Origin of the sequence: Saccharothrix sp. ST-888 (genome assembly GCF_000955975.1) — a bacterium.
GTDB lineage: Bacteria > Actinomycetota > Actinomycetes > Streptomycetales > Streptomycetaceae > Kitasatospora.
This window is the reverse complement of record NZ_JYJF01000034.1, coordinates 24,676-50,063: the sequence shown is the minus strand read 5'-3', so window position 1 is coordinate 50,063 and position 25,388 is coordinate 24,676. Positions and strand designations below refer to the sequence as shown.

The following is a 25,388-nucleotide window of genomic DNA, read 5'->3' as shown; positions in this document are numbered from 1 at the left end:
GGAAACCGGAGGGCTCGGGCCCGGCGGTCAGGTGCCAGTAGACGATCAAGAGCGCAAAGCGACAGCGAAGTCCAGGAGGCGGTTACCGGTGAAGTTCCGGGTGGAGCGTGACGTCCTCGCGGAGGCGGTGGCCTGGGCTGCCCGCAGCCTCCCGGCGCGGCCGCCGGTGCCGGTGCTGGCCGGCCTGCTGCTGACGGCGCAGGAGGGCAGCCTGGCCCTGTCCGGGTTCGACTACGAGGTCTCGGCCCGGGTCGAGCTGGAGGCGGACGTGGAGGAGGCCGGCACCGTCCTGGTCTCCGGTCGCCTGCTGAACGACATCTCGCGCAACCTGCCGAACCGGCCGGTGGAGATCTCCACCGACGGCATGCGGGTCACCGTGGTCTGCGGCAGCTCGCGATTCACCCTCCCCAGCATGTCCGTGGAGGACTACCCGGCGCTGCCGCAGATGCCGACCGCGACCGGCACCGTCCCCGGTGACGTCTTCGCCTCGGCCGTCAGCCAGGCCGCCGTGGCCGCCGGGCGGGACGACACCCTGCCGGTGCTGACCGGTGTCCGGGTCGAGATCGAGGGCGACCGGATCACCCTGGCCGCCACCGACCGGTACCGCTTCGCCGTCCGCGAGCTGCTGTGGAAGCCCGAGCAGTCGGACATCTCGGCGGTCGCCCTGGTCCCGGCCAAGACCCTGCAGGACATCGCCAAGTCCCTGGGCAGCGGCGACAGCGTCTCCATCGCGCTGTCGTCCGGTGGCGCGGGCGAGGGTCTGATCGGCTTCGAGGGCGCCGGGCGCCGGACTACCACCCGCCTGCTGGAGGGTGAGTTCCCGAAGTTCCGCACGCTGTTCCCGACCGAGTTCAACGCGATCGCGGCGATCCAGACCCAGCCCTTCCTGGAGGCGCTCAAGCGCGTCTCGCTGGTCGCCGAGCGCAACACCCCGGTCCGGCTCAACTTCGAGCAGGGCGTGCTCACCCTGGAGGCCGGCTCCGGCGACGACGCCCAGGCCACCGAGCGGATCGACGCCGACCTCGAGGGCGACGACATCTCGATCGCCTTCAACCCCGGCTACCTGGAGGAGGGCCTCAAGGCCATCGACTCCGCGTACGCCCAGCTGAGCTTCACCACCTCGACCAAGCCGGCCCTGCTCAGCGGCAAGGCCGCGGTGGACGCCGAGGCGGACGCCGCGTACCAGTACCTGATCATGCCGGTGCGCCTCTCCGGCTGACGTCCGGACGCCCCCGGCCGGGGCGTGGGGGTCGTCCCCCACAGGCTGTGGATCCGATCGGGACAACTCCGGTCGGTCCACTGCCCGGTCCACAGCCTGTGGACACCCCGCGGCAGAACCCGACACAGCCTCCCCTGGTCAGCCCCGACCGGGGGAGGCGCTGTGCGTCCCGGCGTAGGCTCAGGCTGTGCGGCAACGGCGCCGCTGCCAGGCACAACACCACAGTGAAGGACAGTTGTCATGGAGCTCGGCCTCATCGGTCTCGGCAAGATGGGCGGCAACATGCGCGAGCGCATCCGCCGCGCCGGCCACACCGTCATCGGCTACGACCGCAACCCGGAACTCGCCGACGTCGACAGCCTCGAGCAGCTGGTCACCAAGCTCGCGGGCCCGCGCGTGGTGTGGGTGATGGTTCCGGCCGGCGGCCCGACCCAGGACACCGTCGACCAGCTCGCCGAGCTGCTCTCCCCCGGCGACGTGGTGGTCGACGGCGGCAACTCGCGCTGGACCGACGACATCAAGCACGCCGAGACGCTGGCCGCCAAGGGCATCGGCTTCGTGGACTGCGGTGTCTCCGGCGGCGTCTGGGGCCTGGAGAACGGCTACGCGCTGATGTACGGCGGCGACGCCGAGCACGTCGCCAGGGTGCAGCCGATCTTCGACGCGCTGAAGCCCGAGGGCGAGTTCGGCTCGGTGCACGCGGGCAAGGTCGGCGCCGGCCACTTCGCCAAGATGGTCCACAACGGCATCGAGTACGCGATGATGCAGGCCTTCGCCGAGGGCTGGGAGCTGCTGGAGGCGGCGCCCGAGGTCACCGACGTCCGCGAGGTCTTCCGTAGCTGGCAGGAGGGCACGGTCATCCGCTCCTGGCTGCTCGACCTGGCCGTCCGCGCGCTGGACGACGACGAGCACCTGGCCAAGCTCAAGGGCTGGGCCGCGGACTCCGGCGAGGGCCGCTGGACGGTCGAGGCCGCGATCGACCACGCGGTGCCGCTGCCGGCCATCACCGCCTCGCTCTTCGCCCGGTTCGCCTCCCGCCAGGACGACTCGCCGCAGATGAAGATGATCGCCGCGCTGCGCAACCAGTTCGGTGGTCACGCGGTCGAGTCGAAGTAAGCAGCAGTTCGACGTTCCCGGAAGGCGAGCGCAGTCCACACCCATGCATGTCGCGCATCTGTCGCTCGCCGACTTCCGGTCCTACGCCCGGGTCGAGGTGCCCCTCGACCCGGGCGTGACCGCCTTCGTGGGGCCGAACGGCCAGGGGAAGACCAACCTGGTCGAGGCGATCGGGTACGTCGCCACCCTGGGCAGCCACCGGGTGGCCACCGACACCCCGCTGATCAGGCTCGGCGCCGAACGGGCGGTGATCCGTACCGGCATCGTCCAGGGCGGCCGCACCACCCTGGTGGAGCTGGAGATCAACCCGGGCCGGGCCAACCGGGCCCGGATCAACCGCTCCGACAACGTCCGCCCGCGTGATGTCCTGGGCCTGCTGCGCACGGTGCTGTTCGCCCCCGAGGACCTCGCCCTGGTGAAGGGCGACCCGGGTGAGCGCCGGCGCTTCCTGGACGAGCTGCTGACCGCCCGCGCTCCCCGGCTGGCGGGGGTCCGGCAGGACTACGAGCGGGTGCTCAAGCAACGCAACGCCCTGCTCAAGACCGCCGCCGCGGCCCGCCGTTCCGGCGGCGGCAAGGGCGCCGACCTTTCCACCCTGGAGGTCTGGGACGGCCACCTCGCCCGGGCCGGAGCCGAGTTGACGGCCTTCCGGATCCACCTGGTGGCCGCGCTCCAGCCCCTGGTGGCGCAGGCGTACGAGCAGCTGGCCCCGGGCGGCGGGGAGACCGTGCTGGAGTACCGCAGCTCCTTCGAGGGCACCCTGCCGACCAGCCGCGAGGAGGCCGAGCAGCAGCTGCTGGCGGCCCTGCAGGAGGCCCGACCGCAGGAGGTGGCCCGCGGGCTGACCCTGGTCGGTCCGCACCGTGACGAGCTCGGTCTGAAGCTGGGCCCGCTGCCCGCCAAGGGCTACGCCAGCCACGGCGAGTCCTGGTCATACGCGCTGGCGCTGCGGCTGGCCTCGTACGAGCTGCTCAAGGCCGACGGCGGCGAGCCGGTACTGATCCTGGACGACGTCTTCGCCGAGCTGGACGCGCGCCGCCGCGACCGGCTGGCCGAACTGGTCGCCGGTGGCGAGCAGGTGCTGGTGACCGCTGCCGTCCCCGAGGACGTGCCGAAGGCGCTGTCCGGCGCCCGCTACGCCGTTGCCGACGGGACCGTCACCCGCCTCGACTGACCCCTGGCAGGAGCAGACGGGGCGGCGGCGTCCGCCCGCGGGCCCGGATGCCGGCCCGCCCGGATGCCCCGAGGACTGCCCGCGACTCCTGAGGCGTCGATCACCCCGGCAGCCCCGTAAGCTGGAGGACTTCGTTGTCCACAGCCTGGGGAAAGGAGATCGCGCGATGAGCGATCAGGATCCGAGGTCCCCGGAGCCGTCGGGCGTGGATCTGGCCCGGGTGGCGCTGCGGGCGGCCAAGGAGCAGGCCCGCAAGCGCGGCGAGCAGGTGCGGGAGAAGCGGGAGGCGAAGCGGCACGGGCTGCGCAGCGGGGCGCGCGCGGACGGCCGCGACCCGGTGCCGCTGGGGGCGGCGCTGAACCGGCTGATCACCGAGCGGGGCTGGGAGGCCCCGGCCGCGGTGGGCGGGGTGATGGGCCGTTGGCCGCAGATCGTGGGGCCTGACATCGCGGCGCACTGCGTGCCCAAGCAGTACGCGGAGGCCGAGGCGGTGCTCACGGTGCAGTGTGACTCCACCGCATGGGCGACCCAACTTCGCCTGTTGGCAAGGCAGTTGGTGGCACGTCTGAATCACGAGCTGGGTCATGGCACGGTTCGGGTGATCAAGGTGCTCGGTCCCGATGCGCCCAAGCGCGGCTACGGCCGGCTGCGGGCTCCGGGCAGCCGGGGTCCGGGTGACACCTGGGGGTAGCGGTCACGCCCCGGCCCCCCGTCGGCCTCCGCTGGCCTCCGCCTCCTCGCCTCCCGGTCGACCCGGTCGGCAGTGCCGCGCCCGCCGACTCGGTGCAGTGATCGGACGGCAGCATTCCGGAACCGCTGGTGGCCCGCGTAGGGCCCCTGAGCCCCCCTGGCGAGTATCGGGACATGTGCAGAGGGGATTCAGGGCGGCACATCTGCCCTCAGGGGCTGCCAAACGCCCATCTCTGTCAGTCCTACCGGTAGACTAAGAGCCAAACACTGTTGCTCGTAGCAACCGAGTCGAAACGCCGTGGTCGCAGGCCCGCCCGGGAACCGGGTGGGGGTGCGGCCCGCGCTGTGCCAGAGAGGGCGCTTCGTGGCCGATTCCGGCAACTCCAGCCAGACCCCAGAATCCATCGACCAGGCCGCCGAGGGCTCGTACACCGGTAGCAACATCCAGGTGCTGGAAGGCCTCGACGCCGTCCGCAAGCGCCCCGGCATGTACATCGGCTCGACGGGCGAGCGCGGCCTGCACCACCTGGTGTACGAGGTGGTGGACAACTCCGTCGACGAGGCGCTGGCCGGGTTCGCCGACACCATCGACGTGACCATCCTGGCCGACGGCGCGGTCCGGGTCGTGGACAACGGCCGCGGTATCCCGGTGGACATCGTCCCCGGCCAGGAGAAGCCGGCCGTCGAGGTCGTGCTCACCGTGCTGCACGCGGGCGGAAAGTTCGGCGGCGGCGGCTACTCGGTCTCCGGCGGTCTGCACGGCGTCGGCGTCTCGGTGGTGAACGCGCTCTCCACCCGCCTCGCGGTCGAGATCTACCGCGACGGCTACCGCTGGTCGCAGGACTACAAGATGGGCGCCCCGACCGCCGCGCTGGTCAAGCACGAGGCCACCGAGCGCACCGGCACCAGCGTGACCTTCTGGGCCGACGGCGACATCTTCGAGACCACCGTCTACTCCTTCGAGACGCTCTCCCGCCGCTTCCAGGAGATGGCCTTCCTCAACAAGGGCCTGACCATCTCGCTGACCGACGAGCGTCCCGAGCACCTGGACGAGGAGGGCAAGCCGCTCTCCGTCACGTACAAGTACGACGGCGGTATCGCCGACTTCGTCGCCCACCTCAACTCCCGCAAGGGTGACCCGGTCCACCCCACGGTGATCGACTTCGAGGCGGAGGACAAGGACAAGTCGATCTCGGTGGAGATCGCGATGCAGTGGAACGCCTCGTACACCGAGGGCGTCTACTCCTTCGCCAACACCATCCACACCCACGGCGGCGGCACCCACGAGGAGGGCTTCCGCGCGGCGCTGACCGGCCTGGTCAACCGCTACGCGCGGGACAAGAAGCTGCTCCGCGAGAAGGACGACAACCTCTCCGGCGAGGACATCCGCGAGGGTCTGACCGCGATCATCTCGGTCAAGCTGGGCGAGCCGCAGTTCGAGGGCCAGACCAAGGACAAGCTGGGCAACACCGAGGCCAAGACCTTCGTCCAGAAGGTGGTCCACGAGCAGCTGAACGACTGGCTGGACCGCAACCCGACCGACGCCGCGGACATCATCCGCAAGTCGATCCAGGCCGCCACCGCCCGGGTCGCCGCCCGCAAGGCCCGCGATCTGACCCGCCGCAAGGGCCTGCTGGAGAGCGCCTCGCTGCCCGGCAAGCTGAGCGACTGCCAGTCCAAGGACCCGGCCGAGTGCGAGATCTTCATCGTCGAGGGTGACTCCGCAGGCGGTTCGGCCAAGCAGGGCCGCGACCCGCGCACCCAGGCGATCCTCCCGATCCGCGGCAAGATCCTGAACGTCGAGAAGGCCCGGATCGACAAGGTGCTGCAGAACACCGAGGTCCAGGCGCTGATCTCGGCCTTCGGCTGCGGCATCCAGGAGGACTACGACGAGTCCAAGCTCCGCTATCACAAGATCGTCCTGATGGCGGACGCCGACGTCGACGGACAGCACATCCGCACCCTGCTGCTGACCCTGCTGTTCCGCTTCATGCGGCCGCTGGTCGAGTCCGGGTACGTCTACCTGGCCATGCCCCCGCTGTACAAGATCAAGTGGGGCAAGGACGACTTCGAGTACGTCTACTCCGACAAGGAGCGCGACGCGGTCATCGCGGCCGGCGTGGAGGCCGGGCGCCGGCTGCCGAAGGACGACGCGATCCAGCGCTTCAAGGGTCTGGGCGAGATGAACGCCGAGGAACTGCGGATCACCACCATGGACGCCGCGCACCGCCTGCTGCTCCAGGTCACCCTGGAGGACGCGGCCCGCGCCGACGACCTGTTCTCCGTCCTGATGGGCGAGGACGTGGAGGCCCGCCGGTCGTTCATCCAGCGCAACGCCAAGGACGTCCGCTTCCTGGACGTGTGACCCCCGAGCGGGTCCCACGAACCAGTCACGCGTGAAAGGAAACTGACCACCAGTGGTCGACGACAACCGTCCGGACGGCGACGAGCAGCCGGAGAACACCACCCAGGGCACCCTGCGGGTCGAGCCGATCGAGCTCGAGACGGAGATGCAGCGCTCCTACCTCGACTACGCGATGAGCGTGATCGTGAGCCGTGCGCTGCCCGAGGTCCGCGACGGCCTCAAGCCGGTGCACCGCCGCGTGCTCTACGCGATGTACGACGGCGGGTACCGGCCCGAGAAGGGCTACTACAAGTGCGCCCGCGTCGTCGGCGACGTGATGGGCAACTACCACCCGCACGGCGACACCTCGATCTACGACACCGTGGTGCGGCTGGCCCAGCCGTGGTCGCTGCGGATGCCGCTGGTCGACGGCAACGGCAACTTCGGCTCCCCGGGCAACGACCCGGCGGCGGCCATGCGCTACACCGAGTGCAAGATGATGCCGCTGGCCATGGAGATGATGCGCGACATCGACGAGGAGACCGTCGACTTCGCCGCCAACTACGACGGCCGCTCGCAGGAGCCCACCGTCCTGCCCGCGCGCATCCCCAACCTGCTGATCAACGGTGCCACCGGCATCGCGGTCGGCATGGCCACCAACATCCCGCCGCACAACCTGCGCGAGGTCGCCTCCGGCGCGCTCTGGGCGCTGGAGCACCCGGACGCCACCAACGAGGAGCTGCTGGACGCCCTGATCGAGCGGATCAAGGGCCCGGACTTCCCGACCGGCGCGCTGATCGTCGGCCGCCGCGGCATCGAGGACGCCTACCGCACCGGGCGCGGCTCGATCACCATGCGCGCGGTGGTCGAGGTCGAGGAGATCCAGGGCCGCCAGTGCCTGGTGATCACCGAGCTGCCGTACCAGGTCAACCCGGACAACCTGGCGCTGAAGATCGCCGACCTGGTCAAGGACGGCCGGGTCGCGGGCATCGCCGACGTCCGCGACGAGTCCTCCTCGCGGACCGGGCAGCGCCTGGTGATCGTGCTCAAGCGGGACGCGGTCGCCAAGGTCGTGCTCAACAACCTGTACAAGCACACCGACCTGCAGACCAACTTCGGCGCCAACATGCTGGCCCTGGTCGACGGGGTGCCGCGCACGCTGTCGCTCGACTCCTTCATCCGGCACTGGGTCAACCACCAGGTCGAGGTCATCGTCCGCCGCACCACCTTCCGGCTGCGCAAGGCCGAGGAGCGGGCGCACATCCTGCGCGCCCTGCTGCGGGCGCTGGACATGATCGACGAGGTCATCGCGCTGATCCGGGCCTCGGCGAGCGCCGACGCCGCCCGCACCGGCCTGATGGGCCTGCTGTCGATCGACGAGCTCCAGGCCAACGCGATCCTGGAGATGCAGCTGCGCCGCCTGGCCGCCCTGGAGCGCCAGCGGATCACCGACGAGCACGACGAGCTGCAGCGCAAGATCGACGAGTACAACGCGATCCTGGCCTCCCCGTCCCGCCAGCGCGAGATCATCTCCGAGGAGCTGACCGCGATCGTCGAGAAGTACGGCGACGAGCGGCGCTCCACCCTGATCCCCTCCGACGGCGACCTCTCGATCGAGGACCTGATCGCCGAGGAGGACATCGTTGTCACCATCACCCGTGGCGGCTACGTCAAGCGCACCCGCAGCGACCTGTACCGCTCGCAGAAGCGCGGCGGCAAGGGCGTGCGCGGCGCGCAGCTGAAGCAGGACGACATCGTCGACCACTTCTTCGTGACGACGACCCACAACTGGATCCTGTTCTTCACCAACAAGGGCCGGGTCTACCGCGCCAAGGGCTACGAGCTGCCCGACGCCGGCCGGGACGCCCGCGGTCAGCACGTCGCCAACCTGCTGGCCTTCCAGCCGGAGGAGCACATCGCCCAGGTGATGGCGGTGCGCACCTACGAGGACAAGCCGTACCTGGTCCTGGCGACCCGGGCCGGGCTGGCGAAGAAGACCCCGCTGAAGGACTACGACTCGCCGCGCTCCGGCGGTCTGATCGCGATCAACCTGCGGCAGGACGAGGAGGGCCGGGACGACGAGCTGATCGGCGCCGAGCTGGTCTCCGCCGAGGACGACCTGCTGCTGGTCTCCAAGAAGGCGCAGTCGATCCGGTTCACCGCCACCGACGAGGCGCTGCGGCCGATGAGCCGGGCGACCTCCGGGGTGAAGGGCATGTCCTTCCGGGAGGACGACGAACTGCTGTCGATGAACGTCATCCGTCCGGGGACGTTCGTCTTCACCGCAACCGACGGCGGCTACGCGAAGCGGACCTCGGTGGACGAGTACCGTGTCCAGGGGCGTGGTGGATTCGGCATCAAGGCAGCGAAGATCGTGGAGGGCCGCGGCTCGCTGGTCGGAGCGCTGGTGGTCGAGGAGACCGACGAGATCATGGCCATCACCCTCTCGGGCGGTGTGATCCGGACCAGGGTTTCGGAGGTTCGTGAAACCGGACGTGACACGATGGGCGTCCAACTGATCAACCTCGGGAAGCGCGACGCGGTGGTGGGCATGGCCCGCAACGCGGAGGCCGAGGACGAGGAGATCTCGGAGGACGAGGACTCTGTGGAGACCTCGACGGAGATCGCTGACGGGACCACGGCGGGTGGACCGGCCGAGCAGGCCTGACCGCACGCCCGGCTGACCGGCGCCCGCCCCTCGGGGGTGGGCGCCGGTCGAGCGGTGCCCGGCCACCCTGGCCGGGCGTCGGACACGACGTGACCAGGGCGGACCGCCGGCCTGGCGGTTGACTGGGAGGACCAGGGTGAGTGGAGCCACAGGTGCTGCGGGAGGTGCCGCGAGCGGCCTGCCGGGCGCCGCGCAGGGCGGGGCGCCGTTCAGTGGTGTGCCACAGTCGGCGGCCGTTCCCCCGGCCTCGTCCACCTCGGTGATGCCGTCGGTCGGCGGGTCCCAGGGTGCGGCCGGGTCCGGCGGGTTCTCGACGCCGACCACGTACGCCAAGGGCCAGCCGAGTTCGGGCCGGGCGACCGCCGCCCCGCGCCGACCCGCTGCTCCGCCGACCGTCGGTCCGGCCGGCCAGGCGGCCGGTTCGGCCGGTGGCCGGGTGCGCAAGGCCCGGCTGCGGATCACCAAGGCCGACCCGTGGTCGGTCATGAAGGTGAGCTTCCTGCTCTCCCTCGCGGTCGGTGTGATCATCATCGTGGCGACCGCCGTGCTGTGGATGACCCTGGACGGCCTCGGGGTCTTCGACTCCCTGGGCAGCACGCTGAAGGAGGCCACCGGTGCGGACACCTCGGGTGGCTTCAACCTGATGGACTACGTCGGCTTCGGCCGCGTGATGATCTTCACCACCCTGATCGCGGTGGTGGACGTGGTTCTGATGACGGCGCTGGCCACCCTCTCGGCCTTCATCTACAACACGGCCGCGGGCTTCACCGGCGGCATCGAACTGACGCTTGCGGAAGAGGACTGACGCACCGTCGGACAAACTTCGTCGGGTTGAGCCCGACCGGAATCAGTGGGCCCTGAAGTCTGTTGCAATCTTCAGGGCCCGCTGGCGTTCGAGTGACAGCCCCGGCGACCCCGGCGTGCCGTCCGAACCCGTGACAGCCGCTGTGGGTTAGCTGGCGGCCGTGTCCGGGGGTGGGCGCTGTAGGCGACAGGGTGGGCAGTTACGGCTGGTCGGAGGCGCTCGATGGCTGAGGTGGCAACGCAACTCGTAGGGGCACTGGAGGGGCTGCTGGGGGCCGGTCTCCCGCTCCGGGTGCAGGCGTGGGACGGCAGCGTGGCCGGCCCGTCGGGAGCACCCCTGGTGGTGCTCCGCAACCGGCGTGCGGTGCGCCGGCTGATCTGGCAGCCGGGTGAGCTCGGGCTGGCCCGCGCGTTCGTCTCGGGCGACCTCGACCTCGCCCCCGGCACCGACCTCTACGACGTGATGCGCGCGGTCGCGCACTTCGTCGAGCTGCCGCAGATCCACTCCCTCGCGCTGGGCCCGCGGGACTTGCTGGGCCCCGAGGGCCGCCATCTGCTGAGCGTGGCCGTCCGCACCGGCTCGCTCGGCCTCCAGCCCACCCCGCCGCCGGAGGAGGCCCGCCAGCAGGGCCGGGTGCACAGCAGCAGCCGCGACCGCGCCGCGATCAGCCACCACTATGACGTCGGCAACGACTTCTACCGCCTGGTGCTGGGCTCCTCGATGGTCTACTCCTGCGCGTACTGGACGCCGGACGGCAAGAGCCTGGAGGACGCCCAGGAGGCCAAGCTCGACCTGATCTGCCGCAAGCTCGGCCTGCGGCCCGGGATGCGCCTGCTGGACGTCGGCTGTGGCTGGGGCTCGCTGCTGCTGCACGCGGCCGGGAGGTACGGCGTCACCGCGGTCGGCGTCTCGATCTCCAAGGAGCAGGTCGCGCTGGCCCGTGAGCGGGTCGCGGCGGCCGGCCTGTCCGACCGGGTCGAGGTGCGCCTCCAGGACTACCGGGAGATCCCCGACGGCCCCTTCGACGCCATCTCCAGCGTCGGCATGGCCGAGCACGTCGGCGCCGCCCAGTACCTGCGCTACGCGAGCGGCCTGTACGAGCTGCTCACCCCCGGCGGCCGCCTGCTCAACCACCAGATCGCCCGCCGCCCCGGCCGCCGCGGCGAGCCGTACGTACCGAGCCCCTTCATCTCCTCGTACGTCTTCCCGGACGGCGAGCTCGCTCCGGTCGGCAGCACCGTCTCCCTGCTGGAGGAGGCCGGCTTCGAGGTCCGGGACGTCGAGTCGCTGCGCGAGCACTACGCGCTCACCCTGCGCGAGTGGGTGGCGAACCTGGAGGCCAACTGGACGGAGGCGGTCCAGCTGGTCGGCCGCGGCCGCGCCCGGGTCTGGCGTCTGTACATGGCCGCCTCGGCCCTCGCCTTCGAGGAGAACCGCATCGGGATCAACCAGGTGCTCGCCGTCCGCACCGCCCCCGGCGGCCTCAGCCACCTGCCCGCGACCCGCGAGGAGTGGCTCGCCGGGGTGCCCGCGGATACGGATTTGGGAGATCGGCCATCGGTCCGCTAATCTTTCAGTGCGGCAAGGGCCTATAGCTCAGACGGTTAGAGCGCTTCCCTGATAAGGAAGAGGCCACAGGTTCAAGTCCTGTTAGGCCCACCGGCGCAGAAGGCCCGGAGTGGATATCCACTCCGGGCCTTCTGACGTTCCCGGGGCGATGCCATCTTCCGGGTGACCACTCGGCCCCGGACTCGTTGTACCGGGTGCGCAGAGGCAACTTGGGTGGGACGACTCGAAACTGCTGTGAAGTTGGGGATTGCCGGGCGACAGAACCGGTCATCGGATCCGTGGACGTAACGCGACCTCTGCTCCCTGCTGGCGGATGCTCCAGTCCCGCGCGCCCCGGGTGAGGGGCGGTCGACACTTCACTCCGACCATGGAGGCATCCCCATGTCCATGGAAGTTGCCCTGCTCGAGTCCAGGACCCTGCGCAGAAACCTGAGCGGGCGTACCGAGGCCCTCGACAAGGTCAAGGCGCTGGCGCTGCTGCCCGACGGACTGCACGTGACGACCCGGATGGTCGCTGACTACTTCGAGGTCGGGGAACGGGCCCTCAACTCGGTCATCCAGCGGCACCGTGAGGAGCTGGAGAGCAACGGCTTCACCGTGCTCTGGGGCTCTGACCTGCAGACTTTTGTAAGCTTCAACCTGAAGCTTACAAAACTCAAGCAACGGCGACTGGCGGTCTTCCCGCGGCGAGCGGTGCTGAACGTGGCGATGCTGCTGCAGGACAGCGAGGTCGCCAGGAGCGTCCGGCGGTCCCTGCTGGACCTGGTGGACCTGGTGGACCTGGCGGCGGACCGCCCGGAGGCACCGTGTGCCGAGTCCGGTGGCTGCTGGTGCTCGCGGGTCGTCGAGCGGGTCACCGAGCAGGCCGCGGATCGGGCGGTGGAGCGAGTCGTGGGGCAGATCGCCGAGCGCTTCCACGAGCGGGTCGCCGCAGTCGAGCAACGGGTGGCCGGGTGCGAGGGGATGGTGCTCGCGGACCGGGAGCTGCTGGGGGCGATGAGCGTACGGCTGTGCCAGGTCGGCGAGGACGTCGGCGAACTGCGGCTCGACCTGGCGGAGTTGCGGAGCGGGCTGGGCCGGCTCGGCGCTCGTCCGCCCGGACGGCCGAGAACGGGCCGCCGGCGTCCCTGAAGGGCCTGGTCGGGCCTCGTGCAACTCCGAGCGGCCCCCGGGTGGAGACGCGGGGACGACGGCGGGCAGGGACGTGGTGGCCGGTCTTCCGGTGCGCATTCCCGGGCTGTGCGGCCACCGGACAGGGCGGTGCGCATTCCGGGGCTGCGCGGCCCCGAGGCCGCGGCCTGGAGGGCGAGGGCGGCCCGTCAGGAACCCCGGACGGGTCCTGCCGGTGGCGGCGGTGCCGCGCCCCACCCGTGACCAGGCCCGCTGGGGCCCGGCGGGACCGGGCGCCGGCCGCCCGGCCGGGTGCACCTGCGGGCGGGCGTGTCGCAGGTCGGCGCTCCGGCCCGGGGTGCGGCGTCAATCAGGCGTGCGGATCGGGCGGTTGGACCTGGCGGGGGCCGCTCGGTGAGCGGTTACCGGTGTGTATCATCGGCCGCAAGGCGGTCTGCGACCCCAGCCGCTGGTTCGTGCTCGTACATCAGAGGACTCGCGAGCGATCCCTCCGTGAGGGGAGCCCTGCTGAGCCCGCCCCAAGCAAGCAAGAAGGACGAGGTCCCGCGGTGAAGAAGCTTCTCCTGGTCGCCCTGGTCGCCCTCGGCGGCTTCTTTGTCTACCGTCAGGTCCAGGCGGACCGCGCCGAGCAGGACCTGTGGACCGAGGCCACCGACCCGGTCCCGGCCGGCGCCCGCTGACACCGGACGATCTTTCGGAGGCCGTGCACGGTCCTCCGCGGGGTGGCCCCCGGCCCGATGGCCGGGGCTCACCCGTGGTCTGCTGCCGCAGTACGGATACCTGCTGAAGATTCTCGGCGGGACCGGGTACGCTAGTCCGCAGCACACCGCACGGGGCTTTAGCTCAGTTGGTAGAGCGCTGCCTTTGCAAGGCAGATGTCAGGAGTTCGAATCTCCTAAGCTCCACCGTGCAGTCGGCCGCTGACCTGGGATCAGGTCAGCGGCCGATTTGTTTTTCCGGCTGCTCAGTGCGGTTTGCGCGGGTCGTGCGGCTTGGGGTGGTCGTCGGGGGCCGGCTTGCCGGGCGGCGGTCCGGGCTTGGGGTCGGGGGTCTGGTCGGTGGGGTGGCCGTTCGGCTGGTCGGTGGACTGCTCCCGCGGGCCCGAGCCGTTGAGCTGTGGTTCGCCGGCCGCCGCGCCGGTGGTGGCGCCGGCCGAGGCGGGACCGCGGGTGCTGCCGGGGGGCTCGACCAGCCACTCGGGGTTGCTCTGGCGGCGCCACCACTGCCAGGCGAGCACGCCCGCGCCGATCGCCAGGGTGCCCGTGACGGCGAGGCCGGTGGTCCAGCCGCGTCGGCACCTGGCGGAGCGCTTGGCGTTCCTGGCGGCGATCTCGGCGATCTCGGTGGAACTGACGTTGCCCTGCAGTGCGGTCAGTGCGGCGGCGGTGCGGGTCTGGGCCTCATGGGCGACCGGGACGATGGCGGCGCGGGCGCCGTCGACGGCGTCGGAGACCCGGGGGGCGACGTTCGTCCTGGCGTGGTCCGCGGCCCGGCCGGCGGAGTGCCGGGCGGCCAGCGCGGCCTCCTGGGCCCGGTGGACGGCCCTGAGGGTGTTCTGCTGGGCCTGCGGCGGCAGGGCGGAGAACGCCTGTTCCAGCTGGGGGGCGACGTGCTTGACGTACTGGACGCGGGCGGCCTGGGAGGCGTGTACGGCACCGCTCCTGGCCTGGGTGCCCGCTGCGCCGACCTTGGGGCCCAGGGCCTCCAGTGCGGGGCCGAGCCGGTGCTTGGCCTCGTCCGCGTAGTGCAGTGCGGTCTCCCTGGCGGTGGTGGCATAGGGCGCCAGTGTGTCCCTGGTCCGGCCGGCTGTCTCACGAGCTGAGTGGGTCACGAGCTTCTCCTCCTGGATGGCGTCCTGTATGCACATTTCCACCTGATTGGAGATCATGCATGCTGGTTTGTCCCACTGGCGCGCCGGGTTGGGCCGTACGCGGGTCGCCGGCGGCGGGCCGGGGGAGTTGTGCGCCGGAGCGGTGGACGGGCGCGTGGGAGGTGGCCGAACCGCACATGGGATGATCTGAAGATCAGTTGCACAGAGTAGGAAGGCACACCGTGGCCGAGGAACTGTTCGCCACCCTGAAGACCAACCGCGGCGACATCGTCATCAAGCTCTTCCCGAACCACGCCCCGAAGACGGTGGCGAACTTCGTGGAGCTGGCCGAGGGCAGCCGCGAGTGGACGCACCCCCGTACCGGTGTGAAGTCCAACGCCCCGCTGTACAACGGCACCGTGTTCCACCGCGTGATCAGCGACTTCATGATCCAGGGCGGTGACCCGCTGGGCACCGGCACCGGCGGCCCGGGCTACCGCTTCGCCGACGAGTTCCACCCGGACCTGGCCTTCGACCGCCCGTTCCTGCTGGCCATGGCCAACGCGGGCCCGGGGACCAACGGCTCGCAGTTCTTCGTCACCGTGACGCCGACCGCCTGGCTGACCAACAAGCACACCATCTTCGGCGAGGTCGAGGACGAGCTCAGCCGCAAGGTGGTCGCGGAGATCTCGGTCGCCCCCACCGGCCGCGGCGACCGCCCGGTCGAGGACGTCGTCATCGAGTCGGTGGAGATCACCCGCCGCTGAGTCGACCGGCCGAAACGCTGGGAGGGGCCCTGCCCCGGCAGTAGCCTTGACGGTCCCGGCGGTACCCCGTTCGCGGTGGTGCCGCCGGGATCGCCCTTGAGGAGGGAACCACGGATGCTCCCGGACGAGTCGGCCCGACCACAGCCCGAGGCGGCCTCGGGTCTTTCCCGCTGCTACCGGCACGCCGAGCGGGAGACCGGCATCACCTGCACCCGCTGCGGGCGGGCGATCTGCCCGGAGTGCATGGTGAACGCCTCGGTGGGCTTCCACTGCCCCGAGTGCGTGCAGAGCACCCGCCAGGATGCCGCGCAGACCAGGGTCCGTACCCGCTTCGGCGGTACGCACACCCAGGACGGCGCGCTGGTCACCAAGGGCCTGATCGGGATCAACGTCGCGGTCTTCCTGCTGACCGAGTACCTGCGCCCGGAGCTCAAGGAGACGCTCTCCCTGCACAGCCTGGTCCCGCCGTACTGGTACCAGCCGTACGGCGTCGCCGCCGGGCCCGACCAGTGGTACCGGCTGGTGACCGCCGCCTTCGTGCACACCGGTCTGCTGCACCTGGTGATGAACATGGTCTCGCTCTGGGTGATCGGCCCCAACCTCGAACGGATGCTGGGCCGGCTCCGCTTCGTGGGGCTGTACGCGGTCTCGGGGCTGGCGGGCAACGCCTTCGCCTACCTGGTCTCCGGGGACCGGCTGTACTCGATGGGGGCCTCCGGGGCGATCTTCGGCCTGCTGGGCGCCACCGCGGTGCTGTTCCGGGTCACCCGGACGCCGCTGGCGCCGCTGATGGCGCTGCTGGTCTTCAACCTGGTGATCACCTTCTCGGTGCCGTACATCGACTGGCGCGCGCACATCGGCGGCCTGGTGGCGGGGGCCGTCACCGGCGTGGGCCTGATGTACGCCCCCCGGGCGCACCGCAGCCTGGTACAGGGGTTGACGCTGGCCGGGATGCTCGCTCTGGTCGTCACGCTGGTCCTGGTCGGGACGGCCCGGATCGGGATGTGAGGCGGAGCGCTGCACCGCGGTGCGGCACCCGGTTGTCCACAGCGTGCGCGGGACTGTGCACAGCCCGTGTGGAGGGCTGGCTGGGGATACCGTCTCTACGCGCGTCCAGCTGTGCTTTTGTCGGCTCTCCGACACGCTTTTCCGGGGCTGCGGAGAACAAGTTATCCACAGGCTGGGTCGACTTTTCCCCAGTGTGGATAACCGTGTGGATAAACGTACGGTTCGATGACCCGAACCGGCTGTGGACAGGCAGAAGCACCGCCCCCGGCCCGAGGTCGGGAGCGGTGCGGACAGGCGGGTCAGAAGGGGCTTACTTCCACTGGGTGGAGACGCCGAAACCCGCGGCGATGAAGCCGAAGCCGGCCAGGATGTTCCAGTTGCCCCAGGCCTGGACCGGCCAGCTGCCGTTGGTCACGTAGTAGGTGACGATCCACACCAGGCCGATCAGGAACAGTGCCAGCATCAGCGGTGCCACCCAGCTGCGCCCGGAACTGATCTTCACCGTTGCCGTCGTCGGCGGGGTGTAGTCGGACTTCTTGCGGAGTCGAGACTTCGGCACGAGGGGTTCTCCTGTCGATGCGCTGTGACCGCGCAGGGTGCAGCGGGGCGGGCGGCGGTGGGACCGGTCTGTACGGGGGAGCGATCGGTCCGGACCTCCGCCAGGGGAACCTGGGGACGTACCGGACAGGGCGCTCCGCACATGCCACCGGCGTCCGTTAGCGTAGTGGCTCGCCGGGTCTGAAGGAGATAAGGGTACGGTGCCGAATTTCACGATTCCCCGGGGCTCCGCCACCGGCCGCCGCCCTGGTGCCCGAATTGTCGGACGTGCCCTCACCTGTACAGTATTCTCCCTCGCCGGGCTGCTCTTCTACATCAGCGCGGAGACCGCCCGCGGCACCGATCTGCGCACCGACAACTCGCTGCTGCGCCTCAGCGACGTGATACTCCAGCGCAGCACCCAGAACCAGCAGACTCAGGCGCAGCTCACCGATCTCCAGCACCGCGCCGACGCCCTCGCCAAGCAGCGGGTCGCCCCCTCCGACACGGCCCAGCTGGACCCGCTGCGCCGGTCCGCCGGACTCGACCCGGTGAAGGGCTCCGGCCTGACCGTCACCCTGAACGACGCACCGCCGGACGCCACCGCGCGCATCCCGGGCGTCCCCGACCCGGGCGTCAACGACCTGGTGATCCACCAGCAGGACATCCAGGCCGTGGTGAACGCGCTCTGGCGCGGCGGTGCCGAGGGGATCCAGGTGATGGACCAGCGGCTGATCGCCACCAGTGCGGTCCGCTGCGTCGGCAACACCCTGCTGCTCCAGGGCCGGGTCTACTCCCCGCCGTACGTCATCAAGGCGGTCGGCCGCACCGACGCGCTGCGGGCGGCGGTCAACGGCGATCCGACGATCAACAACTACCTTCAGTACGTCGCCGCGTACGGGCTCGGCTGGAAGGTGCAGGAGAGCGCCAACCTGACCCTGCCCGGGTACGCGGGCAGCGTCGATCTGCACTCGGCGAACGGTTAGAACGCGAACGGCGGCGACAGCCGGTGGGCGCGGGGGAGCAGGACCGGACAACTCCGGTGATATGGCCTGTCCGGCAGGCGGTGCGGTCTAGTCTTGACACCGACCTGAACCCTGAGGAGCGGCATGTACGGCTGGATCTGGCGGCATCTGCCGGGGAACACCCTGGTCCGGATGGTCCTCTCGGTGCTGCTCGTGCTCGGGCTGGTCTACGTCCTGTTCCAGTACGTCTTCCCGTGGGCCGAACCGCTGCTGCCCTTCGGGAACGTCACGGTGGACCAAGGCGGGGCCGGCTGACCGGTCCCGCTCCCCCGCTCTTCCCCTGCCGGCCGGCAGGACCCGCACTTCAGGAGTAGCGCGCGTATGACCTCCGCCGGAAGTTCGCCCCGGATCCTCGTGGTGGACAACTACGACAGCTTCGTCTTCAACCTCGTCCAGTACCTGTACCAGCTGGGCGCCACCTGCGAGGTGGTGCGCAACGACGAGGTGACGGTCGAGCACGCGGTGCGCCGCGACGGCGAGCGCGGCTTCGACGGAGTGCTGCTCTCCCCCGGGCCGGGAGCGCCGGAGGAGGCCGGGGTGTGCATCGAGATGGTGCACCACTGCGCGTCCGTCGGGCTGCCGCTGTTCGGCGTCTGCCTCGGGCTGCAGTCGATCGCCGTGGCGTACGGCGCGGTGGTCGACCGGGCACCCGAGCTGCTGCACGGCAAGGTCTCGCAGGTGACGCACGAGGACGGCGGGGTCTTCACGGGCCTGCCCTCGCCGATGACCGCGACCAGGTACCACTCGCTCGCGGTCGAACCGGCCACCGTCCCGGACACCCTGGTGGTCACCGCGCAGACCGACAGCGGCGTCATCATGGGACTGCGGCACCGTGAACACCTGGTCGAGGGCGTGCAGTTCCACCCCGAGTCGGTGCTCACCGAGGGCGGGCACCGGATGTTGGCCAACTGGCTGGCGGAGTGCGGCTACCCGGAGGCGGTCGGCCGCTCGGCCGGGCTCGCCCCGGTGATCGGCCGGAGCTGAGAGGGTGACGGCACTGCGCCCGGAGGGGGGCGCGCACACCGGCTCCGGACCAGGGCCGGACACGGACCCGGGAGCGTGGGGCGGCTACGAGCCGGCCCGCGGGTACCCCGGGGCACCGGCCGAGCAGACGCTGCAGCTGCGGCCGGTACCCGGCGCGGATCCGGCGGAGCCGGACGCCGGGCCGGACGGCGGCCGGGCGGGGCGGCGGCGGGCCGCGGGCGGTACGGCGGCGCGCTCCGGCAGCGGCAGGCGCCGGGCGGCCGGGCGGCCCACCGGGCCGAGGCCGCGCCCGAAGGAGTCCAAGCGGGTGGTCGCCGCCCGGCTGGTCGGCGAACTGTTCATCACCCTCGGCCTGGTGATGCTGCTCTTCGTCGCGTACCAGCTGTGGTGGACCAACGTGGAGGCGGACGCCTCCGCCAACGGCACCCGCAACCAGCTGGAACAGCAGTGGGCCGAGCCGCAGCCCGCACCGGCCCCGGGCAGCGCCGACAAGCCCGCCGGGGCGTTCGAACCGGGCAAGGGCTTCGCCATCATCCACATCCCGAAGCTCGGTCTGACGTACCCGATCGCCGAGGGCACCGGGAAGCAGCAGGTGCTCGACAAGGGCCTGGTCGGGCACTACATCGGCACCGCGATGCCCTCCGACAAGACCGGCAACTTCGCCGTGGCCGCCCACCGGACCACGCACGGCCAGCCCTTCCGCAAGATCGGGCAGCTGGTCCCGGGGGACAAGATCGTGGTGGAGACCGCGGCCTCCTACTACACCTACCAGGTGGCGGGCGGCATCCCGGAGACGCCGCCGTCCAACGTCTCGGTACTCCAATCGGTGCCGAAGGGATCACCGTTCAGCCAACCGGGTCGTTACCTCACCATGACGACATGCACGCCGGAGTTCAGTGCCCGGGGAAGGCTGATCGTCTTTGGCAAGATGGTCGAGGAACGGCCGAGGAGTCAGGGGCAGCCTCCTGCGCTGACCGGCGGCTAGGCACCCGTACCCGAGGGACGAGGCGGCGGCGTGGAGATCGTGCTGGACGGACCCTCACGAGCCGAGCAGCGGCGGCGTCGCCGCCGGGGCCGGTGGGCCGCGGTGCTGGGCCTGGTCGGCGAGCTGCTGATCACCGGCGGGCTGGTGCTGGCCCTGTTCGTCGGGTACTCGCTGTGGTGGACGGACCTGATCGCCGACCGGCGTGCCCATCTCCAGGCGGACCGGCTGCGCGGCAGCTGGTCCGCCCCGGCCGTCCCCGGCCCGTCCGGCCCGTCCGGCCCGTCCGGCCCGTCCGGCCCGTCCGGTACGTCTGCCCAGGCCCCGCCTCCCGTCTACGAGGCGGGGGAAGGTGTCGGCTTCCTGCACGTCCCCGCGCTCGGCCGGGGCTACCAGGCGCTGATCCGGATGGGCACTGGCAGCGAGGTCCTCGACGAGGGCGTGGCCGGGGTCTACGAGGAGCCGTACCGGGCCGCGATGCCCTGGGACGAGGACGGCAACTTCGCCCTCGCCGCGCACCGGGACGGCCACGGCGCCAAGTTCCACGACCTCGACAGGGTCGGCCGGGGCGACGCGATCGTGGTCGAGACCCGGGACAGCTGGTACGTCTACCGGGTCGACAACACGCTGCCCCAGACCTCGAAGTACGACACCGGCATCGTCGCCCCGATCCCCGCCGGCTCCGGCTACAGCGCTCCAGGCCGGTACATCACCCTGACCACCTGCACGCCCGTGTACACCTCCACGTACCGCATGGCGGTCTGGGGCAGCCTGCTGAGGGTCGATCGGATGGACGCGAAGCGGACCCCGCCGCCCGAGCTGCGCTGAGGCGTGCGGCGGCCGGTGCACGCGGGGCGCGTGATGCGGTGCGCTCGGCCGGAGAGGTGACGTGGCGTCAACCGGCTTCGTTGGCAGTTCGCCGGAACAGGTGTCTGACGACGGGTGAGGCGAGCGCCGATGGACCACGAAGCCGTACTTCTCGAATCCCGCACCATGCGCGGCAGCCTGGTGGACCGCACCGAGGCCCTCGACCGGGTCAGGGCGCTCGGGCTGCTGCCGGACGGGCTGCACGCGACGCGGTCCATGGTGGCCGCCTACTTCGACGTGGACGAGGAGGCCGTCCGGACTCTGGTCCGACGCCACCGCGAGGAGCTCGCGGGCAACGGTATGGCCCTGCTGAAGGGCGCCGGGCTGCGAGGTTTTCTAGGGGTCAATATGACCCCTAGAAAACCACCGGGCCGCGGCCTGCTGGTCTTTCCCCGCCGGGCGGTGCTGAACGTGGCGATGCTGCTGCGGGACAGCGAGGTGGCGCGGCAGGTCCGTCGGCACCTGTTCGACCTGGCTCAGGCGCCGGTCTCCTGGCCGGAGGCGATGGCCGCCGAGATCGCCCAGCGGGCGACGCCGGGGCCGCGGGGGGAGCTGGCCGAGCTCAGGGAGGCGTACGCCCGCCTGGCCCGGCAACTGGAGGTGGAGCGGGCGGTGGTGGCCGCGATGGGCGTCCGGGTCGCGGACACCGCCTGCGAGGTGCCCACCCTGGGCGGCCGGGTGGACATGCTCTGCACCCTGGGCACCGCCCCGGGACCCGGCAGGCGGCGGTGCCCAGGCTCCGGCAGGCGGTGAGTGAGGCGGGCAGCGCGAAGGGGGCCGCGGCTGCGGCCCCCTTCGGTGTCCCTGCGGTGTTCAGGTGCCCGTGATCAGTGGTTGGTCGGGGGGTTCGGGCTGGTGCCCCCGTTGCCGCCGTTTCCCCGCGGGTCACCCGCCATGGTGATCAGCTGGACGCTGGAATTGGGGTCCACCAGGTTGTTCGTGCCGGGGTTGGTGTTGACGACGATGTTGTTGCTGTCGCCGCCTGCGCCAGCGAAGGTCCACTGCAGGCCGGCCGACTTCAGGAGGCCCATGGCGTCCTTGACGGTCTTGCCCTTCACATCGGGGACCGGCACCTTCTCCGGCGTCTTGTAGACGGTCAGGGTGACCGTGGAGCCCTGGGCCGCCTTGCTGTTGGCCGGGGGGTTCTGGTCGGCGACGATGTCGACCTTGGTGGGGTCGGTGGCCGCGGTGGTCTTGACCTCCACCACGAAGCCCGCCTGCTGGAGGGCCTGCCGGGCGGCGTCGGTCTGCTGGCCGATCACCCCGGGGACGGCCGTCTTGCTCTTGCCCTGGGAGACGACCAGGTCGACCGAGGTGCCCGGGGCGGCGTTGCCGGTGACCGACTGGGAGAGGACCTTGTCCTGCGCCGCGTTGTCGTCGTTCTTGAAGGTGACGTTGCCGACCGTGAAGCCCGCCTTGGTCAGGGCGGCCTTCGCGGCGTCCTGGGACTGGCCGGTGACGTCCGGCACGGCGGCGGTGGCGGGGCCGCTGGAGAGGTGCACCTTGATCGGAGTGCTCACCTCGACCTGGGTGCCGACGCCCGGCTCCTGGGTGCAGACCTGGTCCTTCTGGATGCTGCTGTCCGGGCAGGCGACCGGGTCGGCCGCGGTGACCTGGAGCTTGTCGTTCACGGCGGCCGCGGCGGCCTGGGCGTCCTTCAGGGACTTGCCGACCAGGTTGGGCGCGGCGACCTTGCCGGTGCTGCCGGTGTTGCCGCCCGGCCGGGTCATGGCGTCGACCACGAAGTAGGCGCCGACCAGCACCAGGACGGCCGCGATCGCCAGGACGATCCAGGAGGTGTTGCTCTTCTTCGGCTGGTCCTGGCGCCGGCCGCCCCGCTCGTAGCCGTCGTCGTAGCCGCCGTCGGCGCCGCCGGAGCCGTCCTGGTAGCCGTAGCCGGGCTGGCCGCCGACCGGGGACATCATGGTGGTCGGGCCGCCGCCCTGCTGCGGGAGCAGGTTGGTCTGGCCGTACGGGTCGTGCTGCGCGGGGTAGCCGTGCTGGTCGTAGCCGTAGCCGGGGCCGCCCATGCCGTACGCGGCGGCCTGCTGGGCGGCGGCGACCGGGAGGCCGTCGAGGAAGCGCTCGATGTCGTCGCGCATCTCGTCGGCGCTCTGGTAGCGGTAGTCGCGCTCCTTGGCCAGGGCCTTGAGCACGATCGCGTCGATCTCGGGGCGGACCTCGGGGTCGTAGGAGGAGGGCGGCATGGCCTCCTCGCGGACGTGCTGGTACGCCACGGCGACCGGCGAGTCGCCGATGAACGGCGGGCGCACGGTGAGCAGCTCGTAGAGCAGGCAGCCGGTGGAGTAGAGGTCGGAGCGGGCGTCGACGGTCTCGCCCTTGGCCTGCTCCGGGGAGAGGTACTGGGCGGTGCCGATGACGGCGGAGGTCTGGGTCATCGTCATGCCGGCGTCACCCATGGCGCGGGCGATGCCGAAGTCCATGACCTTGACGTTGCCCTGCTTGGTGAGCATGACGTTGGCGGGCTTGATGTCGCGGTGGACGATGCCGGCCCGGTGGGAGTACTCCAGCGCCTGGAGGATCCCGATGGTCATCTCCAGCGCGCGCTCGGGCAGCAGCCGGCGGCCGGAGTGCAGCAGCTCGCGCAGGGTGGAACCCTCGACGTACTCCATCACGATGTACGGGATGGAGATGCCGTCGATGTAGTCCTCGCCCGTGTCGTAGACGGCGACGATGGCGGGGTGGTTCAGGGAGGCCGCGGACTGGGCTTCGCGGCGGAAGCGGGCCTGGAACGACGGATCCCGGGCCATGTCGGCCCGGAGCGTCTTCACTGCGACGGAGCGGCCGAGCCGGGTGTCATGGGCGAGGTACACCTCGGCCATGCCGCCGCGCCCGAGGACGCCGCCGAGCTCGTACCTGCCGCCGAGGCGACGAGGCTCTTCCATAGTTCCGACCCTCTCCCTCACCTGGTGGTGAGGATGTGACGTAGGTGTCCCCGCACGCTCTGTTGGACGCTACCGGCCGTCACGGTGGTTCTGTGACGACGGCCCCACGGCACGGGCCGTGGGCGAGCGGCGGGCACACCCGCTGCTGCGGATACGCTACCGGTCCTACCAGAGCCTGCCGGAGCAGGCAGCCAGCTGAGACCAGACCGGTATCGACCGGCCACGTCCCATTGTGACAAGCCTGCCACCCGCACAGGGGCCACTCGTGGGGTCCTACTTGCTGAGCACCGCCTGCATCACCGACTTGGCGATGGGGGCGGCGATGCTTCCGCCGCTGATCTCGTTGCTCGACGCGGCGCCGTCCTCGACCACCACGGCGACCGCGACCTGCTGGCCGCCCGCGCCCTTGGCGTACGAGACGAACCAGGCGAACGGCAGCCCGGAGTTGTCCTGGCCGTGCTGGGCGGTACCGGTCTTGCCGCCCACCGTGACGCCGTCGATCTGCGCCTTCTTGCCGGTGCCGTCCTGGACCACGCTCTCCATCAGCTGCTGGAGCTTCTGCGCGGTCTCGGGCTTCATCGGCTGGCTGAACTGGTGCTCGGTGTGCTTGGAGATGGTGGTGAGGTTGGCCGCGCGCTCCTCGTCGACCAGGTACGGCTGCATCAGGGTGCCGTTGTTGGCGATCGCGGAGGCGACCATGGCCATCTGCAGCGGGGTGGCGCGGGTGTCGTGCTGCCCGATGGCGTCCATCGCGGTGCCGTCGGGGGTGGAGTTCTTGGGGAAGTAGCTGGGGACGGCGCGGATCGGGGTGTCGATCTTGTCGTTGTTGAAACCGAACTTCTCGGCCTCGGCCCGCAGCTTGTCCTTGCCGAGGTCGGCGCCGATCTTGCCGTAGACGGTGTTGCAGGAGTACTCCATGGCAACCCGCAGGGTGGCGTCCTGGCAGGGCTCGGTGTCGCTGTCGTTCTTCAGCTCGGTCTTGGTGCCAGGCAGGACGTACGGGTCCGGGGTGGAGGTCTTGTCGTCCGGGCCCTGGAACATGCCGTTCTCGAAGGCGGTGGTGGCCGTGACCAGCTTGAAGGTGGAGCCGGGCGGATAGGTCTCCCGCAGCGCCCGGTTCAGCATCGGCTTGTTCGGGTCGTTCTGCAGCGCCGTCCAGGCCTTGCCGTCGGTGGCCGGGTCCCCGCCCGCGAAGGTCGAGGGGTCGTACGAGGGGGTGGAGACCAGGGCCAGGATGGCGCCGGTCTTCGGGTCGAGGGCGACGGCGGCGCCCTTCTTGTCGCCCAGGCCGTCGAAGGCCGCCTTCTGCGCCTTGGGGTTGATCGTGGTGACGACGTCGCCGCCCTGCTTCTGCTTGCCCGTCAGCATGTCGAGGGTGTTGCGGAAGAACAGCCGGGAGTCGGTGCCGGAGAGGATGCCGTCCTCCAGGTTCTCCAGCTGGCTGGTCTTGTACGCCTGGGAGGAGTAGCCGGTGACCGGGGCGTACATCGGCCCGTCGATCCAGGCGCGCTTGTACTTGTAGCGCAGCCCGTTGACGAAGTCGGACTTGGTGACGGGGTTTCCGCCCACGATGATGTTGCCGCGCGGGTAGGCGTAGCGGTCGTACTCGTTGCGCTCGTTGTGGGTGTTGCTCGCCCAGGCGTCGGCCTGGACGCCCTGCACCCAGTTGGTCCGGAGCAGCAGGGCGAGGATCAGCACCAGGCAGAAGATCGAGACTCTGCGGATGGGCTTGTTCACTTGGCTCCTCGCCTCCTTCGTACGGTCACCGGGTCAGATTCAATCGCAT

Annotated in this window: 22 protein-coding genes and 2 tRNA genes; 20 read left to right on the top strand and 4 right to left on the bottom strand. The window is 70.7% G+C overall.

The genetic code is table 11. The annotated features are described in order from the left end of the window. Nucleotides 1–88 precede the first annotated feature (88 nt). The 12 genes from dnaN to UK12_RS13880 all read left to right on the top strand — a co-directional run bounded on the left by dnaN (nt 89) and on the right by UK12_RS13880 (nt 13,621). Nucleotides 89–1,219: a DNA polymerase III subunit beta gene (gene dnaN, locus UK12_RS13930; protein ID WP_045303233.1), complete on the top strand. Its 1,131-nt coding sequence runs from the start codon at nt 89–91 to the stop codon at nt 1,217–1,219. A 240-nt stretch (nt 1,220–1,459) separates the two neighbouring features. Further along, nucleotides 1,460–2,335, top strand: a complete 876-nt coding sequence (gene gnd / locus UK12_RS13925) for a phosphogluconate dehydrogenase (NAD(+)-dependent, decarboxylating) (protein WP_045303232.1) — start codon at nt 1,460–1,462, stop codon at nt 2,333–2,335. A 43-nt stretch (nt 2,336–2,378) separates the two neighbouring features. After that, nucleotides 2,379–3,509, top strand: a complete 1,131-nt coding sequence (gene recF / locus UK12_RS13920) for a DNA replication/repair protein RecF (RefSeq protein ID WP_045303231.1) — start codon at nt 2,379–2,381, stop codon at nt 3,507–3,509. Nucleotides 3,510–3,675: 166 nt separating this feature from the next. Then, nucleotides 3,676–4,200, top strand: coding sequence for a DUF721 domain-containing protein (locus UK12_RS13915; RefSeq protein WP_045303230.1), 525 nt, complete (start codon nt 3,676–3,678; stop codon nt 4,198–4,200). 402 nt (nt 4,201–4,602) lie between these two features. Continuing rightward, nucleotides 4,603–6,564, top strand: a complete 1,962-nt coding sequence (gene gyrB / locus UK12_RS13910) for a DNA topoisomerase (ATP-hydrolyzing) subunit B (protein ID WP_231591194.1) — start codon at nt 4,603–4,605, stop codon at nt 6,562–6,564. A gap of 145 nt (nt 6,565–6,709) precedes the next feature. Further along, nucleotides 6,710–9,211 (top strand): DNA gyrase subunit A, encoded by a 2,502-nt coding sequence (gene gyrA, locus UK12_RS13905; RefSeq protein WP_197084839.1) that lies wholly within the window; start codon nt 6,710–6,712, stop codon nt 9,209–9,211. 136 nt (nt 9,212–9,347) lie between these two features. Continuing rightward, nucleotides 9,348–10,016, top strand: coding sequence for a DUF3566 domain-containing protein (locus tag UK12_RS13900; protein WP_082119593.1), 669 nt, complete (start codon nt 9,348–9,350; stop codon nt 10,014–10,016). Nucleotides 10,017–10,238: 222 nt separating this feature from the next. Continuing rightward, nucleotides 10,239–11,585, top strand: a complete 1,347-nt coding sequence (locus UK12_RS13895) for an SAM-dependent methyltransferase (RefSeq protein ID WP_045303227.1) — start codon at nt 10,239–10,241, stop codon at nt 11,583–11,585. Between the two features lie 16 nt (nt 11,586–11,601). Next, nucleotides 11,602–11,675 (top strand) — tRNA-Ile (locus UK12_RS13890). A gap of 291 nt (nt 11,676–11,966) precedes the next feature. Continuing rightward, nucleotides 11,967–12,716 (top strand): hypothetical protein, encoded by a 750-nt coding sequence (locus UK12_RS39690; protein ID WP_052681866.1) that lies wholly within the window; start codon nt 11,967–11,969, stop codon nt 12,714–12,716. A gap of 548 nt (nt 12,717–13,264) precedes the next feature. Next, nucleotides 13,265–13,396, top strand: a complete 132-nt coding sequence (locus tag UK12_RS43270; RefSeq protein ID WP_211785814.1) for a DLW-39 family protein — start codon at nt 13,265–13,267, stop codon at nt 13,394–13,396. Nucleotides 13,397–13,548: 152 nt separating this feature from the next. Then, nucleotides 13,549–13,621 (top strand) — tRNA-Ala (locus tag UK12_RS13880). A 59-nt stretch (nt 13,622–13,680) separates the two neighbouring features. Here UK12_RS13880 and UK12_RS13875 read toward each other — a convergent pair. Beyond that, on the bottom strand, nt 13,681–14,604 hold the full coding sequence (locus UK12_RS13875; protein ID WP_197084836.1) for a DUF5324 family protein: 924 nt from the start codon (nt 14,602–14,604) through the stop codon (nt 13,681–13,683). 164 nt (nt 14,605–14,768) lie between these two features. Between UK12_RS13875 and UK12_RS13870 the strand changes: the two genes are divergently transcribed. Together UK12_RS13870 and UK12_RS13865 are read left to right on the top strand one after the other, a co-directional pair. Next, nucleotides 14,769–15,293 carry a peptidylprolyl isomerase gene (locus UK12_RS13870; RefSeq protein WP_045303225.1) on the top strand — a complete coding sequence of 175 codons (525 nt, stop codon included), beginning with the start codon at nt 14,769–14,771 and terminating at the stop codon, nt 15,291–15,293. Between the two features lie 114 nt (nt 15,294–15,407). Beyond that, entirely contained in the window at nt 15,408–16,301 is an 894-nt protein-coding gene (locus tag UK12_RS13865) for a rhomboid family intramembrane serine protease (RefSeq protein WP_045303224.1), read from the top strand. Nucleotides 16,302–16,611: 310 nt separating this feature from the next. On the opposite strand, the gene crgA is transcribed toward UK12_RS13865, so the two are convergent. Beyond that, nucleotides 16,612–16,860: a cell division protein CrgA gene (gene crgA, locus UK12_RS13860; RefSeq protein ID WP_045303223.1), complete on the bottom strand. Its 249-nt coding sequence runs from the start codon at nt 16,858–16,860 to the stop codon at nt 16,612–16,614. A gap of 199 nt (nt 16,861–17,059) precedes the next feature. Between crgA and UK12_RS13855 the strand changes: the two genes are divergently transcribed. From UK12_RS13855 to UK12_RS39685, 6 genes are all read left to right on the top strand, one after another. Continuing rightward, nucleotides 17,060–17,824, top strand: a complete 765-nt coding sequence (locus UK12_RS13855; RefSeq protein ID WP_197084835.1) for a DUF881 domain-containing protein — start codon at nt 17,060–17,062, stop codon at nt 17,822–17,824. Nucleotides 17,825–17,947: 123 nt separating this feature from the next. Beyond that, a complete protein-coding gene (locus tag UK12_RS41230; protein WP_045303222.1) occupies nt 17,948–18,118 on the top strand; it encodes a hypothetical protein in 171 nt (56 codons plus the stop codon). Nucleotides 18,119–18,184: 66 nt separating this feature from the next. After that, entirely contained in the window at nt 18,185–18,847 is a 663-nt protein-coding gene (locus tag UK12_RS13845; protein WP_045303221.1) for an aminodeoxychorismate/anthranilate synthase component II, read from the top strand. Nucleotides 18,848–18,851: 4 nt separating this feature from the next. Continuing rightward, complete coding sequence (locus UK12_RS13835) at nt 18,852–19,832, top strand: class E sortase (protein ID WP_082119591.1); 981 nt, start codon at nt 18,852–18,854, stop codon at nt 19,830–19,832. Between the two features lie 30 nt (nt 19,833–19,862). Next, nucleotides 19,863–20,657 carry a class E sortase gene (locus UK12_RS13830; RefSeq protein WP_045303218.1) on the top strand — a complete coding sequence of 265 codons (795 nt, stop codon included), beginning with the start codon at nt 19,863–19,865 and terminating at the stop codon, nt 20,655–20,657. Between the two features lie 129 nt (nt 20,658–20,786). Beyond that, complete coding sequence (locus UK12_RS39685) at nt 20,787–21,449, top strand: hypothetical protein (RefSeq protein WP_052681864.1); 663 nt, start codon at nt 20,787–20,789, stop codon at nt 21,447–21,449. Nucleotides 21,450–21,523: 74 nt separating this feature from the next. Here UK12_RS39685 and pknB read toward each other — a convergent pair whose 3' ends face one another. Both pknB and UK12_RS13815 read right to left on the bottom strand, forming a co-directional pair. After that, on the bottom strand, nt 21,524–23,602 hold the full coding sequence (gene pknB, locus UK12_RS13820) for a Stk1 family PASTA domain-containing Ser/Thr kinase (RefSeq protein WP_045303217.1): 2,079 nt from the start codon (nt 23,600–23,602) through the stop codon (nt 21,524–21,526). A gap of 273 nt (nt 23,603–23,875) precedes the next feature. Beyond that, nucleotides 23,876–25,339 (bottom strand): peptidoglycan D,D-transpeptidase FtsI family protein, encoded by a 1,464-nt coding sequence (locus UK12_RS13815; protein ID WP_045303216.1) that lies wholly within the window; start codon nt 25,337–25,339, stop codon nt 23,876–23,878. Between the last annotated feature and the right edge of the window lie 49 nt (nt 25,340–25,388).

Coding starts and splice junctions, on each gene's coding strand:
- recF (WP_045303231.1), top strand. CDS start 2,379: ATGCATGTCGCGCATCTGTCGCTCGCCGACTTCCGGTCCTACGCCCGG.
- UK12_RS13845 (WP_045303221.1), top strand. CDS start 18,185: ATGACCTCCGCCGGAAGTTCGCCCCGGATCCTCGTGGTGGACAACTAC.
- UK12_RS13875 (WP_197084836.1), bottom strand. CDS start 14,604: ATGATCTCCAATCAGGTGGAAATGTGCATACAGGACGCCATCCAGGAG.
- UK12_RS13915 (WP_045303230.1), top strand. CDS start 3,676: ATGAGCGATCAGGATCCGAGGTCCCCGGAGCCGTCGGGCGTGGATCTG.
- UK12_RS41230 (WP_045303222.1), top strand. CDS start 17,948: ATGTACGGCTGGATCTGGCGGCATCTGCCGGGGAACACCCTGGTCCGG.
- gnd (WP_045303232.1), top strand. CDS start 1,460: ATGGAGCTCGGCCTCATCGGTCTCGGCAAGATGGGCGGCAACATGCGC.
- UK12_RS13895 (WP_045303227.1), top strand. CDS start 10,239: ATGGCTGAGGTGGCAACGCAACTCGTAGGGGCACTGGAGGGGCTGCTG.
- UK12_RS13865 (WP_045303224.1), top strand. CDS start 15,408: ATGCTCCCGGACGAGTCGGCCCGACCACAGCCCGAGGCGGCCTCGGGT.
- UK12_RS39690 (WP_052681866.1), top strand. CDS start 11,967: ATGTCCATGGAAGTTGCCCTGCTCGAGTCCAGGACCCTGCGCAGAAAC.
- UK12_RS39685 (WP_052681864.1), top strand. CDS start 20,787: ATGGACCACGAAGCCGTACTTCTCGAATCCCGCACCATGCGCGGCAGC.
- gyrA (WP_197084839.1), top strand. CDS start 6,710: ATGCAGCGCTCCTACCTCGACTACGCGATGAGCGTGATCGTGAGCCGT.
- pknB (WP_045303217.1), bottom strand. CDS start 23,602: ATGGAAGAGCCTCGTCGCCTCGGCGGCAGGTACGAGCTCGGCGGCGTC.